Origin of the sequence: Sulfuricurvum sp., assembly GCF_031427015.1 — a bacterium.
Lineage (GTDB): Bacteria > Campylobacterota > Campylobacteria > Campylobacterales > Sulfurimonadaceae > Sulfuricurvum.
Genome location: NZ_JASJOW010000001.1, coordinates 108,561 through 126,408, shown reverse-complemented (window position 1 = coordinate 126,408; position 17,848 = coordinate 108,561). Strand labels below are relative to the sequence as shown.

Sequence of the window (17,848 nt, the reverse complement as noted above, 5' to 3'; positions counted from 1 at the left end):
TGACGTTAGAGTTTAATAACTCTAACGAGCGTTCCTGCTTCCAAATCCCCATCCTCTTCACCGCAAATCATCAATCCCGTATTTCCGAGCAAATTGGTCAATATTGCTGAACTCCCTGTCTTTTTCCCATCGAAATCGACCCAATAACGCCCCTCTTCAAATGTCAGATTACACGCCGTGAATTCACTTTTGTTCGAGCGTTTGGCGAACGGTACTTTGAGGGTCGCTTCGATCACGTCGTAAGGATTTTCAACCCCCAACATCCGAGCGATCAGAGGTGCGGCATAGAGGATAAAGGTGACCGTTGATGAGTAAGCAAATCCCGGAAGTGAGACGATAAATTTCGCTCCCTGCTGAGCCACCATGACGTGCTGACCGGGTTTGATGTTCACCCCTTTAAAGATCACTTCGGCACCGAGATGAGGGACGATATGTTTGACGAAATCGTAATCTCCGACACTCACCCCTCCCGTACTCACCACGATATCACACGATCTAATCGCCTCTTCGAACCGCTCCATAATCGCCACTTTATCGTCTCCGACAATTCCCATTTGAACACTCTCACCTCCAAGAGCATCGACGAGGGCTTGGAGGGTGTAGCTGTTAGAACTTCGGATCTGTCCCGCATGGCGCGCAACTTCTCCGATGTCGAGAATCTCGCTTCCCGTTGCAATGATCGCCACACGGGGACGCTGTGCCACACGGATCATCACCCGATTAATTCCTGCCAACACACCGATCTCTGCAAATCCTATTTTGGTTCCACCCGTAATTAAAACCTCACCCTCACGGTAACTCTCACCGACCGGACGGACGGCAAAACCGAGCGGAACCGGCTTTTCGATGATAATGCGTGATCCCTCAACACGAACATTTTCAATCGGGATAAGGGTATCGGAGCCTTGCGGCATCAATGAACCGGTAAAGGTCTTGATACAGGCTCCGCTTATTACACTGCCGATCTCCCCCGCTCCCGCAGGATTATCTCCTAAAATTTCGAGTGATTTATACTCTTCTAAATCGCGCTGAAGTATCGCATACCCGTCCATTGCCGAGGTGGGATGGAGAGGATAATCGCTATCCGCAACAATATCTTCGGCTAAAATTCGCCCTAACGCTGAAGAGAGAAAAATCCGTTCGCTTCGAACAGTGCCTATACTGAGGAGGCTGATCATATTTTGAGAGGTCTCGTAAGATATCATTACTTCTCTCCCAAAATGCCCGCCCCCGCAATCGCGGTAGAGCGATCACGTGCATAAAGACGCTGGCCGTTTTTGAGATCGTATTTCCAGATGGGAGCTGAAGCTTTGAAATCCTCAACAAATGTCTCGATCATCTCCAATGCAACACGCCGTTTCGGAGAAAATACCGCTGCGATATACGAGCTTTCATGTACCAGCACATCCCCTCGACTATGCGCCATTTTGAGCTTTGCCCCAAGAGCTTTCGCTTTTGCTTGCCATACGTCAAACCATCCGTTTAAAATTGGCTCATACACATCGAAACTCAACCCCTCGATTCCGTCTTCCTCGCGTACCGTACCGATAAAGGGAATATAAGCACCGTAGTTATACTCTGCTTCTTCAGAATACCATCGGGTAATAATTTCTGGGACATTCAAAGCACCGTTATAAAGCTCTACCATCCTCATCCACCGCAGACTGGAGGGAGTAAAGATACTTTGTCACCATCATTGAGAAGGGTATCAAGAGATGCTACAAGTCGATCATTGACCGCTACGGCGCAAGTTTCAAGCCACTGCGCCATTTCAGCATCTTGCTTTAATGCATTAGCAACATCACGCAATGATCCTGCTTCCAATGTCAACGGAGCCTTTTGAATTGGCCCTAAAAATTCTACTGTTATCATAAAATTGCCTCTGAATCAACTTCTTATTTAGTATAATAGCACCTCTTATATGAAAAGGTCTTTAGCGTGATTTTTGGAAAAATTGATTTTATAAACCTCTTACCTTTTCACGTTTTCATGAAACGTTACGCCAGAAGTACCCAATCTAAACAAAGCCTCCATTATCACAAGGGTGTTCCCTCTGAGCTCAACCGTGAATTTGCCACTCGCCGAATCGATGCGGCGTTTATATCTAGCATCACCGCCAAAAATTGCCACCATTTCGGAGTCGGAATTGTCGCTCAGCGCGAAGTACTCAGCGTCCTCTCACTCCCCAATGCCAACAAAGCGGATGCCGATTCCGCGACCTCCAACCTCCTCGCACAGATTTTAAACGTCCACGGAGAGGTACTGATCGGAGACAAGGCACTACGGTACTATTACAGCGGAGGGGAACATACCGATTTAGGTGCTCTTTGGTATGAACAAACAGGGTTACCGTTCGTCTTTGCCCTTCTCTGTACCCATCATCACACTGACGAGCTTCGTCGTCTCAGCCGCGCGTTTGTGTCCAAAAAAGTGAAAATTCCTTACTATATACTGATGGAAGCCTCTCGACGGAGCAATTTAAGCCCTGCGCAAATCACCCATTATTTAAAATTTATCAGTTATAAGGTGGGGGTCAAAGAAGAGAGAGGATATAAACGGTTTGTGAGTGAAGCGAAAAAGAGGGGGTTAAATCCCTCTCTCGGAAAGATTAGATATTAGTGATTTAAAAGTGCATCGATTCGCGCCAACGTCTCATCAACACCGATGATCGCCATAACGGTATCCAATCCCGGTCCTGAGAGTTTCCCCATCAAGGCAACACGAAGTGGTTGACCGATTTTTCCGAAACCGATTTCCAATTGTGCAACAACTGATTCCATAACATGGTGATAGTCACTCGGCAAGTGGAGTTCACCTCCGTTTTTGAGTGCTTCAGCAAAGGCTTGGAGGATCGCTTTGGACTCCTCTTTGTACCCTTTTTTGAGTGCCGCTTCATCGAATCCTGCTGGACGCACCAAAATCTCATTGATCTGAGCGGCCATCTCGACCAATGTTTTCGAACGTTCTTTGAGGGCATCGAGCAAAATCTCGCGCTTATCGTGACTCACCAACATCACCCCGTGAAACTCCAACAGTTCACACAGTTTGTCGTTCGGGGTATTTTTGATATAGTGGGCATTGAGCCAGTCAAGTTTCTCCACGTTGTACACCGACGCGGAGCGATTAATATCGCTCGGATCGAACAGCTCCAACATCTCTGCCATCGAAAAAATCTCTTGATCGCCGTGACTCCATCCCAAACGAACGAGGAAATTGAGAAGCGCTTCAGGGGCATATCCCATCTCTTTGTACATCATGACATCGGTTGCACCGTCACGCTTGGAGAGCTTTTTCCCCTCATGATTATGGATCATCGGAACATGGAAAAAATGCGGTATTGCAAAGCCGAGCGCCTCATAAACCACAATCTGTTTTGGGGTATTGGAGAGGTGATCATCTCCTCGGATAACGTCGGTCACTCCCATCAGTGCATCATCAACAGCAACGACGAAGTTATACGTCGGGGTTCCGTCGGCACGGGCGATAATGAAATCATCCAAAATATCCTCGACATTGAAAACAACATCCCCTTTAACGCCGTCATGTACCGTGATCGATCCCTCTAATGGGGCTTTGATACGGATAACCGCTTCACGATTCTCAGGAGGTGTCCCTGTAAAATCACGGTAGCGGTTGTCATATTTAGGGCGTTCTTTGCGGGCGGTTTGCTCTTCTCGCAAGGCATCTAGTTCTTCGCGGCTCATATAACATTTGTACGCTTTACCGCTATCGAGGAGCTTTTGAGCATACTCTTGGTAGATTGCTAAACGGCTCGATTGGTACTCGATTGTCCCATCATGCTCCAATCCGACCCATTTAAACGCTTCAACAATCGCCAATGCGGCGGCTTCATCGTTACGGCTGAAATCGGTATCTTCGATGCGGAGCAAAAACTTTCCGTTGTTGCGGCGCGCCCAGAGATAGCTAAGGAGTGCCGTGCGTAATCCGCCGATATGAAGATATCCCGTAGGGCTTGGGGCAAATCTGGTTACTACCATGTCTAAAATCCTTTATTGGATGCAATTGCGCAATTTTAGTTAAGGCTATGTTAAAAGCGGGTAAAATAGAAAACTTTGACTCAGGAGCATGAATGCGTTCTCTCACACTTTCGGTCGTTTTATCTACTTTTTTATGGAGCGCCCCCATCGGTGGCGTGAGTGTTTTAGTTAAAAATACCCCTATTACCCTCTATGAGGTACAACAAGAGATGAAACAAAGCGGTACCAATGCTACCCAGAGTGCCGATACCCTCATTCGAAAAAAGCTTGAACAGCTTGAAGCAACCGAAAAAAAGATCACGGTTACCTCCACGGAAATCAATGAAGAACTCGCACGTATGGCGGCTCAAAACAATCTCTCTTTGGAGCAATTTTTAAATGCGATGCAGACAGTACGCGGTCTCAGCGAAAAAGATCTTAGAGCGAAAGTAGAAGAGACGATCAAAGGGCAAAAACTCTATTCGGCTATCGCATTTTCAAAAATGGCTCAACCGAGTGCGGAAGAAGAGAATGAATACTATCAACTCCATCTGGATGAATTCTCACGCCCTGAGAGTTTTGCCGTCACTACGTACACGTCCAAATCTAAAGAAGCGCTTGCAATGCAGATTTCCGATCCGATGCGCCATGTTGAAAATATCCAAATGAAAGAGGAAAATATCCCTTTTGGAAAAATCAACCCTCAACTGGCACAAATCCTCAACAAAATTCCGGAAGGAAGTTTCAGTGCTATCCTCCCTAACGGACAAAACGGTTTTATGTCTTTTTACATGCGGGATAAAGTAAATGTCGTCACTGAGAATATTGAAACCCTTCGCCCTCAGATTGCAAATGCCATTTTAGGTGAAAAACGAAATCAAGTATTGAATGATTACTTTACGCGACTGCGCCTCAGTGCGGATATAAAAGTTTTACGACTACCGTAAAAGTTGAATGGCGGCTTATGAAGCCACCATCTCGTTGAGGATATCAAAGAGTTCAATACTCGCTTTCTCAGCGGCCTCGAAACACCCTGCAATTGCTTTTGCATGCCCTAACGGGTCATCATTCAACAAATGAATCGCTTTTTTCACCTCGTCATGCACTTTTTTATGCGGCTCTAATAATTTCCCATATGCAGGACTGGAAGAGAACACCGATTTCCCATCACCTTTTTCATACCATTGGCCGAGTGCACATGCATGATGATCACTAAATTCATGCTCTACTTTTCCTTCGAATCCAGCAGCATAGGCATTATTTTTAAATATCATATGGTCAATTTTTGCCATATTGGTAAATATCTCATAGCTGATTGACTGAGAATCCTCTTTAATCTGCTCAACATTTTGGATCAGTTTTTCCATCACCATTTTAAATTGATCCAACTTTTCTACCGAGTCAAGCGCATATTCTTCAACCCGTTCGCTGTTTTCTAACATCCCTACCGAATTTTGTTTGAGTACACTAATATTTGCTTCCACTTCACTCGTCGCCTTTTGCGTTCGTTCAGCCAGCTTCCGAACTTCATCGGCAACGACCGCAAAGCCTCTACCGTGTTCACCGGCACGTGCCGCTTCAATAGCTGCATTAAGAGCTAAGAGATTCGTTTGATCCGAAATATCTTTAATTAATGTAATGACGTTTGAAATCTCACTCACGTTATGATTAAGCTGTTCCGAATTGGCACGTGAATCATTAATCATCTCCGTAATCTTCGTCATACTGCTCATAATTTCTTCCGTTTGACTGCTTACACTGTCAACTACTTGACCTGTCTCATGATTAAGCGTATTGACATCTCTCAAATTTGTCATATTGTTCTGAAGGGAACTTCTAAGACTTCCGGCATTATGTATAGAGCCTTGAATCATTTGGCGGGCAAGGGTCAATGACATTTCATTTTTTTCCATCTGTTCTTCAGATTTTGCCTTGGCAGTCATTGCCTCTTGTGCCCGATCTTCAGCCATTCTGGCAATATTTTGAACTTTTTCTATAAATATATTGAAGCTCATTGCCGCTTTACCGATTTCATCATTGGATGAGACATGGAGCCGTTTGCTCATATCGGCATCACCACTTGCTAACTCTTTAGCGATAGTATCAAGATTTTCAATCGGTTCAGTCACCGCTCGACGTACAATCACAATCAGTAAAATGAGAATAATAGCATCCATGACCGTCATAATTACCACTTGACGCAGCAATGAATCTTCAGACTGATTAATCAGATTTTCGACGGTTTCAAGTTTTTTGGCTGAAAAGGCATATCCAACTACTTCCCCCGAAAAATCCTTAATGGCAATCGGTTTAACGTAATAATTTTCTGTTGTAAATGGACCCGCTTTCGGATCAAAGTGGGCCAAATTTAATTCAGACACATACCCTTTATCAACCACATCTTCTTTTACGGCAAGGGTAAAATTTTTGCCGATTTTAGGTGCATCAATCAGTTCTTTGGCATTCTCTAAAAAGCGATTATCCAAAGCAATAACCAACTCTGTACCAAAATTCTTTCTCATATCTTTAACAACAGAATTAAGTCCTTGCATGAACTCAACCGACCCTACATATTCTCCCCCTGAAATAATAGGAGCAATCCCCCGTAATTCCAATCCTGCAACACCGATTTCGATAGCTACTAAAGGTTTTTTAGTCTCCTTCACAGCAAGAATAGTTTTACGAAAACTGCTAAGATCATCTCCGAATTTCTCCGGCTTCCATACACGAATAAAGCTATGAACCTCTTTATCATGAACATGAATTTTGATATTGCCAAATTTGGTATGTTCTTTATACTCTTTAGAGAGTGATTTCAGGCTTTTTAATGTCCCCTCACGATCTCCGCTTATAAGCCCGTTTACTACGGCACTGTTTTTTGAAATACCGATTGCATTGGTAATACCTACGCTGTTTTTAGCTTCAATTGCTTCATCAAAAACCGTTGCCATCTCTTTGGATTGGCTGGCATAAATATCTTCACGAATTTGATCCACTGACATCCAATAATTAATCAAAACAACGATAAATCCGATTACAATCGATGCAATAAGCGGAACATGCACTTTTTGCGCAATAGTCATATTTTTCAACTCAACCCCTTGATGTGCTATGTATAGCATAAAGTTATAACTTCGTTATACCATCAAGTATATTGCTATTTCACTAAGAAAAAATTTAAAGAGAGTAGAAAAAGTGTAGAGTACAACGGCAATTAGCCGTTGTACTTTTCGAGGTATTTAGTATCGAAGTGGTTGTTGATGAAATCAGGGTTCTTCATCATTTTCAAATGGAAAGGGATCGTTGTTTTTATCCCTGTAATTGTAAATTCACTCAGTGCTCGGTGCATACGTGCAATCGCTTCATCACGATCTTTACCGTATACAATCAGTTTTCCGATCATCGAATCATAGGTCGGCGGTACAATATACCCTGCATGCGCATGAGTATCGATACGGATATTACGTCCGCCCGGTGCAATCCATTGTGTTATTTTTCCGGGACTCGGTAAAAACTTGATCGGATCTTCCGCCGTAATACGACATTCAATCGAGTGCCCGGTAAGGACGACGCTATCTTGTGCAGGTAACGCTTCCCCCTCCGCAACACGTATCATCATCTCAATCAAATCCAAACCGCTTACCATCTCGGAGACACAGTGTTCTACCTGAAGACGGGTATTCATCTCCATAAAATAGAATTTTTTATCCGCGTCGAGAAGATATTCGAAGGTACCCGCCCCTTCGTATTTGATGTATTTGGTCGCACGAACCGCCGAAGCGTGTAATTCAGCGCGGATTTCAGGAGTCAACGCCACAGCAGGAGACTCTTCGATCAATTTTTGGTGACGGCGTTGCATTGAACAGTCACGCTCACCGATATGTAATACATTTCCATGAGAATCGGCGATTACTTGTACTTCGATATGGCGAGGATTTTTAATGAATTTTTCCATATAAATCGTGCCGTCACCAAACGCACCGATCGCTTCAGCTTCTGCCGCTAAAAAGGCATTTTCAATGTAACTTTCGTCTTCGACAACGCGCATCCCGCGTCCACCGCCGCCGGCTGCCGCTTTAAGAATAACCGGATAACCGACCTCTTTAGCGCGAACTTTGGCTTCCGCGATATCTTTGATCGCACCATCAGAGCCGGGAACTACCGGAACACCTGCCGCGATCATGACATCTTTCGCTTTCGATTTATCCGACATCATCACCATTACTTCAGGAGTAGGACCTATAAACTTAATCCCATGATGCGTACAAATCTCTACAAAATGTTGATTTTCAGATAAAAATCCATATCCAGGAAAAACGGCATCGCATCCGCTGATTTCACATGCAGCGATAATAGCAGGAATATTAAGGTAACTTTGAGAACTCGGAGCCGCACCGATACAAATCGCCGCATCCGCAAGTTTAAGATACGAAGCCTCTTTATCCGCAGTCGAATAAACGGCTACCGCCTCTTTACCCATCTCTTTAATCGTTCGGATAGCGCGCAGAGCGATTTCACCCCGATTCGCGACTAAAATACGTTTGATTTCCGCCATGATTAGAGCTTCTCAACCGCAAAAAGAGGCATATCATATTCGACAGCCTGAGAGTCAGAGACAAGAATACTTACAATTTTGCAATCAAATTCCGCTTCAAGTTCATTCATAATTTTCATCGCTTCAAGGATACCGATAACTTGACCTTTTTTCACACGATCACCCACTTTTACAAACGGTGCTGAATCCGGTGACGGAGAACCATAAAATGTCCCTACCATAGGGGAAACAATCATGTCACCTGTATGAACAGCCGCGGCAGGTGCCGGAGCTTCAGATACTGCCATTGGGGTAGCTGTAACCGCTACGGGTGCCGCCATAACCGGTGCGGCAACCACACCGATATTTTTTTCAAGCTCAATTGAAAAAGCGTCTTGAGTAATTTTTAATTTTGAAAGAGTACTCGCATCAAACTCTTGCAAAAGGGCTTTAATTTGTTTCATATCCATCGGAAAATGCTCCTAAAAGTAGGTTAATAGATGTGTTATACTACCATAAATAAAATTAACAATGGATTGACTATGGGTCTCAAAAGTGACGGATGGATTCGAGAAAAAGCATTAAATGAGGGGATGATATCCCCATTTTGCGAAGATCAGGTGGGAGTCGGAGTCGTAAGCTACGGCCTTAGTTCGTACGGGTACGATATCCGTGTGACCAATGAATTTAAAATTTTTACTAATCTCAATTCTACCGTGGTGGACCCGAAACATTTCGATGATATGAATGTTGTTGATTTCGTCGGAGATGTTTGTATTGTCCCTCCCAACTCGTTTGCGTTGGCGCGTACCGTAGAATTTTTTAAGATTCCTCGTGACGTTTTGGCAATTTGTTTGGGAAAATCAACCTATGCACGTTGCGGCATCATCGTTAATGTTACCCCTTTCGAGCCTGAATTCGAAGGACATATTACGATTGAGATTTCCAATACGACCCCTCTTCCCGCAAAAATTTATGCTAACGAAGGGATTGCGCAAGTGCTCTTTTTACAAGGAGATGAAATGTGTGAAACCTCTTATAAGGATAAAAGCGGCAAGTATCAAGGACAAGAAGGGATCACTCTTCCACGGATTTTAAAATAACTAGTGGTACAATTGCGATAAATTTCCACGCAAGGACTCTCTATGTTGCACGAATACCGCGATGTTATCACCCATATGAAACAAAATGATGCGGCTAATGCCCACTTTTTGAAAATTTTTGATCGTCATAACGATCTTGACAACCAAATCACAAAAGCTGAAAACGGTGAAGTGCCGATGTCTGATCTCGAACTTGAAAAACTTAAAAAAGAGAAATTGTTACTCAAAGACGAAGCATATGCAATGATCGTCGAATACAAAAAAACACACAGCCTCTAATCTTCCCCCTCTAACGGAGGGGATATTCTTTTCTCACACTCATTTTTCTTAACGCTTAATATTGCTTTGCATAAACATTACAATAACTCTCTATTGATCCAGTGGCTGAGGACATAAAGTCCCCATACGTGTTGTTTAAATTTTCCTCGACGCGCTAATTCTAAATACTCTTCGATCACTTCGGGATAAAAAAGCCCCGTCTTATCATTCACTTCCCGTATTAGCTCTAAGCGCCCCGATGTAATCAACCACTCCATATAGGGGTTGGCAAACCCTTTTTTCTTTCGATCGATTATCTCGTCACTCAAATAGTTTCGGGCGATCTGTTTAAGAAGTGTTTTACTCTCGCCACCGCCGATACGCAGACGCGGGTCAACAGAGAGTACCGTTTCAGCTAGAGTATGATCCAAAAACGGGGTACGCGCTTCGAGAGTATGCGCCATAGAAACCCGATCGAGCTTGGTGAGAAAATGCTCCCCGACGAAGAGTTTCAGATCAATCATGCTGTACCATAGGCTCGGGTCAGTATGTCCACTTTGCTCAAACTCGTCTCGATATTTTTGTAAAAATCGGAGCGATTCGTTATCTCGAACATTACGACGAAAAAGTTTATTTTGCTGTAAATCGGTAAATTTTTCCCCCGATGTTCGAAAAAGCAACGACTCGTCAAACACCCGTTTGTACCATTCCCATTCGCGGTTCATCGAAAAATGGCTGTGAAAATATTTTTTAAGCCAGTTTTTGTGGTGCAAGGAGGCTGCTTTTTCAATGTCGAGGTATTCAAAATACTGCCGATATCCTAAAAAAAGTTCATCCGAACCTTCACCGCTAAGGACGACTTTATACCCTTCCGAAGCGATTTTTTTCATCAGCAGATACAGCGGCAGTGCGGCAGGATCGTTAAGCGGTTCATCCATATGAATTAGCAAATCATCTAAGTACTCATCAAAATTGTTTTGTGAAATAATGACTTCAGTATGATCTAATCCCAAATACTTTGCGGTTATTGCGGCATTCGCCCTCTCGTCATAGGCACCGTATTCATCGTATCCGAGGGTAAAAACGGGGAGTTTTTTCCCCCGAGCTGAGGCTATCGCACAAATCATAGCACTATCCAAACCGCCTGAGAGAAGTGCGGCTATCGGCGCTTCGGTATCGAGCCGCATTGCGATGGAACGATGCAGCTCTTTTTCGATCCGTTCAAGTGCATCATCGCGGTCGGTAATCACCGAAGAGGGAGTATTGAGCAAATCATAATAGCGGTGCTTGGTGATAGTGCCGTGTTCTACACAGAGCCACTCGCCGCTTTCCACTTTCTCAATCCCTTGATAAAACGTATGAGGTGGAGCCGGTGCTAAAAACGAGAGATACGAATGCAGTGCTTCATTATTCATTTGGACTGAAGCTAAATAGGGTTTGATCGCTTTGATCTCTGAGGCAAAAATAAACGCCTCTTTAGCCTGATGATAAAAAAGGGGCTTTTTTCCAAAACGATCTCGAACCAAATAGCATTTATTCCCATCAATCAGGGCAAAAGAAAACATCCCCTCAAAACGCTCAACACACCCGATTCCCCATGTTTCATAGGCTCTCAAGATCACTTCAGTATCACTCTCCGTCTCCCATTTTTGAGCCCCTAGCTCTTTTCGAAGCACATGATGATTGTAAATCTCTCCGTTAAAACTGATAATAACCTCTCCCCTTCTCATCGGCTGATGAGAACGCGAGGGTGTATCGGTGATCGAAAGTCGCTGATGAGCTAAAAACAGATTTTTTTGCTCAACAATACCGCAATGATCATCCCCTCTGTGGGAAAGTTGCTGGAGTGCTTCACGCGCTTTTTGTGGATTATAATCACCGATAATTCCAAATACTCCGCACACAAGAACCCTTTTTAAGCGTAATTATACGTTATGACACCCTAACAAAAAAGTACCCTATTTTTATCCCTACTCATTCTCCTAAAATCTAAAACAACTAAGTTAAGCTATAATACTTAGATTTTTAACAAGATTAGGATTAAGATGACAAACATCATTTTATGCGGCGGGAGCGGTACTCGTCTATGGCCGATCAGTCGTACTTTGATGCCAAAACAATTTGTCAAACTTTTTGACGACAAATCCCTTTTTCAGCTCACGGTAGAACGAAACAATACTATTTGCGACAAACAACTTATTGTTTCCAATGCCGAACAATACTTTTTAGCTTTAGATCAATTAGACGAACTGTGTAAAACGAATAGTAACTATCTTCTAGAGCCTATCGGTCGCAATACTGCCCCTGCAATAGCCCTTGCATGTTTAGCACTCAACCATGATGAAATCGTATTGGTTACTCCTAGTGATCATCTGATTAAAGATCAAAATGCTTATTATAAGGTTGTAAAACGGGCTGAAGAACTTGCGAAAAATGGCTCGTTGGTTACCTTTGGTATTACCCCCACCTTTGCAGAGACAGGATTCGGATATATTGAAGCCACAGATGAAAATGTGCTTAGCTTTCAAGAAAAACCTGATTTAAAGACAGCCACGGCCTACCTGGAAGCGGGAAACTATTATTGGAATTCAGGGATGTTTTGCTTTCAGGCAGGTTCTTTTTTAGAAGAGCTGCATACATACTCGCCTGAAATATACGCTGCATGTAAAACTGCCTATGACCATGCTGACATTGGCAAGATGATCAGAATAAAACATGATGATATGATGGCAATACCCGAAAAAAGCATCGATTACGCTGTACTGGAAAAAAGTACCTCTGTCAAAGTTGTCGCTAGCACAATTGGATGGAGTGATGTAGGGAGTTTTGATGCACTTTCTGAAGAACTCCCCAACGATGAATACAATAACTTAATCATTTCTAACAAACCTGTCAGTCTTATTGATGTTGAGGATCTCATTATTATTGATACCGATGACGCATTACTGATCTCTAAAAAAGGTTCTAGCCAAAAAGTCAAAGAAATTGTGAGCAGTTATCGAGAAAGTAATCCTGAACTCACCCATATCCATCGAACAGCCCATCGTCCATGGGGAACATACACTGTACTTGAAGATACTGAAGGGTATAAAATCAAGCGGATTATGGTAAAACCGGGAAAACGTCTTAGCCTACAAAAACACTTTCATCGCAACGAGCACTGGATTGTTTTAAGCGGAATCGCAACCGTTACCGTCGGAGATAAGAACTATACAGTACAGCCCAATGAGTCCACATATATCAAAGCGGGACAAATCCATCGTCTTGCAAATTTGGGTAAAATACCACTAACAATAATCGAAGCGCAGGTTGGGGAATATACCGGTGAAGATGACATCGTTAGAATTGAAGATGATTTTAACCGCGAAGGAAATAAATGACGACTCCAAAAATTGCTCTTATTACCGGAATTACCGGCCAAGATGGAAGCTACTTAGCTGAGTTTCTTCTCAAAAAAGGGTACATTGTTCATGGCATAAAACGCCGGACGTCTCTTTTTAATACTGATCGTATTGATCATCTTTATCAAGATCCTCATGTCGATAACCAAAATCTCTTTTTACATTACGGAGATATGACCGACAGTATGAATCTAACTCGTATTATCCAAGAAGTCCAGCCGGATGAAATTTACAACCTTGCTGCAATGAGCCACGTCCACGTATCTTTTGAAACACCCGAATACGTCGCCAATGCTGATGGTACGGGAACTCTTCGTATCTTAGAAGCGGTTAAGCTTTTAGGACTTACCAAAAAAACAAAAATCTATCAGGCCTCTACCTCAGAGCTTTACGGAAAAGTACAAGAAACTCCACAATCAGAGACAACTCCATTTTATCCCCGTTCACCCTATGCCGTAGCTAAAATGTATGCGTATTGGATCACCGTCAACTACCGTGAAGCGTATGGTATGTTTGCATGTAATGGTATTCTTTTTAATCATGAAAGTCCCGTACGCGGAGAAACATTCGTCACGCGCAAAATTACCCGCGCAGCGTCAAAAATCGCACTAGGACTTCAGGAAAAACTCTACCTTGGTAACCTCGATGCTGCACGCGACTGGGGACATGCAAAAGATTACGTGCGAATGATGTGGATGATCCTACAAACAAATGAACCTGAAGACTGGGTTATCGCTACCGGAACCACAACAACGGTACGCGATTTTGTCCGCATGGCTTTTGCTTATGCCGGAATCACCCTTGAATTTCGTGGCATTGGGATTAATGAAAAAGGAATTGTCACGGCGTGTGCAAACCCTGAATACCAAATAGAAATCGGACGCGAAGTTGTTGCCGTCGACCCTCGCTATTTTCGTCCTACCGAAGTTGATTTACTTTTAGGCGATCCAACAAAAGCCAATACAAAGCTGGGGTGGATTCCTGAATATGATCTGCAAATGCTTGTAGATGATATGATGAAATCCGATCTTAAACTTATGACTAAAGATGTCTATCTTCAAGAAGGCGGTTATAAAGTTATGAGCTATTTTGAGTAAATAATGGAAAAAAATAGCAAAATATATATTGCGGGGCACCAAGGTCTGGTTGGCAGTGCTATCGTTAAAAATTTGGAATCCAAAGGCTACGCCAATATCATTACGCGTACCCACAGTGAACTCGATCTAATTGATCAACAGGCAGTATCCGCTTTTTTTGCAACTGAAAAACCAGAATACGTTTTTTTAGCTGCAGCCAAAGTAGGCGGCATCGTTGCCAATAACACTTATCGCGGAGAATTCATTTATGATAATCTGATGATCCAAAATAATGTTATACATCAAAGCTATTTAAACGGTGTAACCAAATTGATGTTTCTAGGAAGTACCTGTATCTACCCTAAAAATGCACCTCAGCCTATGCCAGAAAATTGTCTTCTCGAAGGTTCTCTCGAATATACAAATGAACCTTACGCTATTGCTAAAATAGCCGGAATTAAAATGTGTGAGAGTTATAATCTCCAATACGGTACCAACTTTATCTCTGTAATGCCTACAAATCTTTATGGACCGAATGATAATTTCGATCTTGAGACATCTCATGTTCTCCCTGCGTTAATTCGTAAAATACATGAAGCCAAAGTTGCTAATGCACCTCACGTAGAAATTTGGGGAAGTGGAAAACCGTTACGAGAGTTTTTATGGTCTGAAGATATGGCTGATGCATGCGTTTTTTTGATGGAAAAATGTGACTTTAAAGATACTTTTAGCACAACCCAAGAAATTCGTAATACACATATTAATATTGGAAGCGGCGTTGAAATCAGCATCGGTGAATTAGCCTCCGCTGTTTGTAAGATCGTAGGATATAGCGGAGAATTATATTATAATACGAATCGACCAGATGGAACACTCCGTAAACTAACGGATGTGAATAAACTCCATACTCTTGGATGGAAACATACTGTTGAATTGGACGAGGGTATTGCTCGAATGTATCAATGGTATAAATCTCAAAAAGGAATTCTTTAAATGTACTTATTTACCAGTGAAGTTGTCAGTCCGGGACATCCGGACAAATGTGCCGATATTATCGCAGATAGTATCGTTGATCGTCTTATTATTGGTGACCCTAAAAGCCGTGTCGCCAGTGAAGTATTCGTTGCGGGAAAACATGTTGTCATTGGAGGTGAAGTTACCTCTAATGTACAGCTTAGTACTAAAGAATACAAACATATCGCTCTTGATGCACTTAAAAAGATCGGCTATAACGGGCATCCTCACTTTACTCGAGAAGAGTGTCTTCATCCTGACGATGTAGAAGTACAAGTTCTTCTCAATCGTCAAAGTCCTGATATTAATCAAGGTGTTGACCAAGAGGACGGCGAGACCGGTGCCGGAGATCAGGGGATTATGTTCGGTTATGCCGACTGCGAAACCGCTAATTACATGCCAAGTGCAATCACTTATGCTCGAATGCTGATGGAAAAAGTCTATCATTATGCTCTTGCCCACCCTCATAAACTGGGCGTTGATATTAAAACTCAAGTCACTATGGATTATGGGAAAAAAGAGAATTTTGAAAATTGTACCCCTCAACACATTCACACTATTGTTGTCTCTGCACCGTGTGTTAGTACAATGGATATCGAGCAAGTACGTGAGCTTATCATGGAACTTATTCTTGATACAGGTCTTCCACCGGAATTATTTGATCCGAAAACATGTATTATCCATATCAATCCTACTGGAAAATATGTTTCTCATTCAAGTCTCCATGACAGTGGTTTAACAGGGCGAAAACTCATCGTAGACAGTTTCGGCGGGTACGCTCCTATCGGTGGCGGTGCTCAGAGTTCAAAAGACTATACTAAAGTGGATCGCTCCGGTCTTTATGCCGGACGCTGGATCGCCAAACACATCGTTGCTGCGGGATTGGCTAAAAAAGCAGTTGTACAGATAAGCTATGCTATCGGCGTTGCAAAACCAACCTCTGTTGCCGTTGATACCTGTGGTACATGTATAGAAGGTTTAAACGATGATATCCTCTCTACTTTTGTTCATGACAACTTTTCACTAACTCCAAATTGGATCACTCGGAAATTTGATCTTGATCACCCGAGCGAAGAGAGTTTTCTTTATGCTGATGTTGCTAGCCGAGGGCAAGTCGGGCAAAGTGATTACCCATGGGAAAAACTTGACGAACTACCTAAGTTTGAAGCTTTACGTTAAATGAAAATCGCCATCGCCGGAACCGGATATGTCGGACTCTCCAACGGTATATTGTTAGCACAATATAACGAAGTAGTAGCACTTGATATCCTTCCGGAAAAAGTGGCGATGCTTAATGCCAAACGATCTCCTATCGAAGATCGTGAAATCGAAGAATATTTAACGACCAAAGAACTCAATTTTAAAGCCACATTGGACAAAGTCGAAGCGTATAGCGGTGCTGATTTTGTCATTATTGCTACACCAACAGATTACGATCCTGAGACAAACTATTTTAATACCCGCTCTATTGAAGCAATTATCACCGATGTTCTAACCATCAATCCGTCCTCCGTTATGGTTATCAAATCAACTATCCCTGTCGGCTATATTCAAAAACTAAAAACGCAGTTTAATATTGACAATATTTTCTTTTCTCCTGAATTTTTACGAGAAGGAAAAGCACTCTATGACAACCTCTACCCCTCTCGTATTATTGTCGGAGAACGGAGTGATCGAGCCCAAGTATTTGCAAGTCTTTTGGCTCAGGGGGCGATTAAAACCGATATACCCATTCTATGTACCGATTCAACCGAAGCTGAAGCGATTAAACTCTTTGCAAATACCTATTTGGCAATGCGTGTAGCCTTTTTTAATGAATTAGACAGCTACGCTGAAAGTCATGCACTAGATAGCCGCCAAATTATTGAGGGTATCGGACTGGACCCTCGGATCGGAAACCATTATAATAATCCCTCTTTCGGGTATGGCGGTTACTGTTTGCCTAAAGATACCAAACAGCTTCTTGCAAATTACCAAGATATTCCTAATACACTTATTCGTGCAATTGTAGATGCAAATACAACCCGCAAAGATTTTATTGCTGATACTATCATTCGCAAAAATCCTAAAATAGTCGGCATCTATCGTCTTGTTATGAAAACAGGATCTGATAATTTTAGATCTTCTGCAATTCAAGGTATTATGAAGCGAATCAAAGCGAAAGGGATTGAGGTAGTGATATATGAGCCTGCGTTACACGATGAAATTTTTTTTAATTCCCGTGTTCTTCGTGATATCAATGAGTTTAAATCTCTTTCAGACGTTATTATTGCTAATCGCCATGCCGATATACTTGATGATGTCTCAGATAAAGTATATACTCGTGATTTGTTTGGAAATGATTAATTTTCCTAAAATCTTTACCCTGTGAAAACAGCTCTCCTTGTGTCCCATCATACTCTCGATTAAAAATATCACAAAAACGAAGTCTCACTTAAGTGGAAAAAAGATATTATGTATAGACATAATGAACTCCTAAAATAAG

At 42.6% G+C, this 17,848-nt stretch carries 17 protein-coding genes; 9 read left to right on the top strand and 8 right to left on the bottom strand.

The features are described 5' to 3' along the window. Positions 1 to 5: 5 nt before the first annotated feature. The 3 genes from RMO68_RS00650 to RMO68_RS00640 are packed head-to-tail and all read right to left on the bottom strand — an operon-like array spanning position 6 to position 1,872. Positions 6 to 1,205: a molybdopterin molybdotransferase MoeA gene (locus RMO68_RS00650; RefSeq protein ID WP_310438794.1), complete on the bottom strand. Its 1,200-nt coding sequence runs from the start codon at positions 1,203 to 1,205 to the stop codon at positions 6 to 8. Beyond that, positions 1,205 to 1,648: a molybdenum cofactor biosynthesis protein MoaE gene (locus tag RMO68_RS00645; RefSeq protein ID WP_310438793.1), complete on the bottom strand. Its 444-nt coding sequence runs from the start codon at positions 1,646 to 1,648 to the stop codon at positions 1,205 to 1,207. The genes RMO68_RS00650 and RMO68_RS00645 overlap by 1 nt, the downstream gene beginning before the upstream one ends. Positions 1,649 to 1,650: 2 nt before the next feature. Then, positions 1,651 to 1,872 carry a MoaD/ThiS family protein gene (locus RMO68_RS00640; protein ID WP_310438792.1) on the bottom strand — a complete coding sequence of 74 codons (222 nt, stop codon included), beginning with the start codon at positions 1,870 to 1,872 and terminating at the stop codon, positions 1,651 to 1,653. A 66-nt stretch (positions 1,873 to 1,938) separates the two neighbouring features. On the opposite strand from RMO68_RS00640, the gene RMO68_RS00635 reads away from it, so the two are divergent. Next, positions 1,939 to 2,619 carry an MqnA/MqnD/SBP family protein gene (locus tag RMO68_RS00635; protein ID WP_310438791.1) on the top strand — a complete coding sequence of 227 codons (681 nt, stop codon included), beginning with the start codon at positions 1,939 to 1,941 and terminating at the stop codon, positions 2,617 to 2,619. Here RMO68_RS00635 and gltX read toward each other — a convergent pair. Next, a complete protein-coding gene (gene gltX / locus RMO68_RS00630; RefSeq protein WP_310438790.1) occupies positions 2,616 to 3,998 on the bottom strand; it encodes a glutamate--tRNA ligase in 1,383 nt (460 codons plus the stop codon). The genes RMO68_RS00635 and gltX overlap by 4 nt on opposite strands. Before the next feature lie 92 nt (positions 3,999 to 4,090). On the opposite strand from gltX, the gene RMO68_RS00625 reads away from it, so the two are divergent. Beyond that, on the top strand, positions 4,091 to 4,924 hold the full coding sequence (locus tag RMO68_RS00625) for a peptidyl-prolyl cis-trans isomerase (RefSeq protein ID WP_310438789.1): 834 nt from the start codon (positions 4,091 to 4,093) through the stop codon (positions 4,922 to 4,924). Positions 4,925 to 4,939: 15 nt separating this feature from the next. Here RMO68_RS00625 and RMO68_RS00620 read toward each other — a convergent pair whose 3' ends face one another. From RMO68_RS00620 to accB, 3 genes are all read right to left on the bottom strand, one after another. Continuing rightward, a complete protein-coding gene (locus RMO68_RS00620) occupies positions 4,940 to 7,060 on the bottom strand; it encodes a methyl-accepting chemotaxis protein (protein WP_310439101.1) in 2,121 nt (706 codons plus the stop codon). Positions 7,061 to 7,191: 131 nt separating this feature from the next. After that, positions 7,192 to 8,532 carry an acetyl-CoA carboxylase biotin carboxylase subunit gene (locus RMO68_RS00615; protein ID WP_310438788.1) on the bottom strand — a complete coding sequence of 447 codons (1,341 nt, stop codon included), beginning with the start codon at positions 8,530 to 8,532 and terminating at the stop codon, positions 7,192 to 7,194. A 2-nt stretch (positions 8,533 to 8,534) separates the two neighbouring features. Continuing rightward, positions 8,535 to 8,981: an acetyl-CoA carboxylase biotin carboxyl carrier protein gene (gene accB, locus RMO68_RS00610; RefSeq protein WP_310438787.1), complete on the bottom strand. Its 447-nt coding sequence runs from the start codon at positions 8,979 to 8,981 to the stop codon at positions 8,535 to 8,537. 72 nt (positions 8,982 to 9,053) lie between these two features. Here accB and dcd point away from each other — a divergent pair, with 72 nt between their 5' ends. Beyond that, complete coding sequence (gene dcd / locus RMO68_RS00605) at positions 9,054 to 9,614, top strand: dCTP deaminase (protein ID WP_310438786.1); 561 nt, start codon at positions 9,054 to 9,056, stop codon at positions 9,612 to 9,614. Between the two features lie 42 nt (positions 9,615 to 9,656). After that, a complete protein-coding gene (locus RMO68_RS00600; RefSeq protein ID WP_310438785.1) occupies positions 9,657 to 9,893 on the top strand; it encodes a DUF465 domain-containing protein in 237 nt (78 codons plus the stop codon). 77 nt (positions 9,894 to 9,970) lie between these two features. Here RMO68_RS00600 and asnB read toward each other — a convergent pair whose 3' ends face one another. After that, positions 9,971 to 11,776 (bottom strand): asparagine synthase (glutamine-hydrolyzing), encoded by a 1,806-nt coding sequence (gene asnB / locus RMO68_RS00595; RefSeq protein ID WP_310438784.1) that lies wholly within the window; start codon positions 11,774 to 11,776, stop codon positions 9,971 to 9,973. Between the two features lie 141 nt (positions 11,777 to 11,917). On the opposite strand from asnB, the gene RMO68_RS00590 reads away from it, so the two are divergent. The 5 genes from RMO68_RS00590 to RMO68_RS00570 are packed head-to-tail and all read left to right on the top strand — an operon-like array spanning position 11,918 to position 17,709. After that, positions 11,918 to 13,252, top strand: a complete 1,335-nt coding sequence (locus RMO68_RS00590; RefSeq protein WP_310438783.1) for a mannose-1-phosphate guanylyltransferase/mannose-6-phosphate isomerase — start codon at positions 11,918 to 11,920, stop codon at positions 13,250 to 13,252. Next, positions 13,249 to 14,370 (top strand): GDP-mannose 4,6-dehydratase, encoded by a 1,122-nt coding sequence (gmd, locus tag RMO68_RS00585; RefSeq protein ID WP_310438782.1) that lies wholly within the window; start codon positions 13,249 to 13,251, stop codon positions 14,368 to 14,370. Before RMO68_RS00590 ends, gmd begins: the two co-directional genes overlap by 4 nt. Before the next feature lie 3 nt (positions 14,371 to 14,373). Further along, on the top strand, positions 14,374 to 15,342 hold the full coding sequence (locus RMO68_RS00580; protein ID WP_310438781.1) for a GDP-L-fucose synthase: 969 nt from the start codon (positions 14,374 to 14,376) through the stop codon (positions 15,340 to 15,342). Next, entirely contained in the window at positions 15,343 to 16,542 is a 1,200-nt protein-coding gene (metK, locus tag RMO68_RS00575) for a methionine adenosyltransferase (RefSeq protein ID WP_310438780.1), read from the top strand. It begins immediately after the preceding gene. Further along, a complete protein-coding gene (locus RMO68_RS00570; RefSeq protein WP_310438779.1) occupies positions 16,543 to 17,709 on the top strand; it encodes a nucleotide sugar dehydrogenase in 1,167 nt (388 codons plus the stop codon). It abuts the gene before it with no gap. Positions 17,710 to 17,848: the final 139 nt, after the last annotated feature.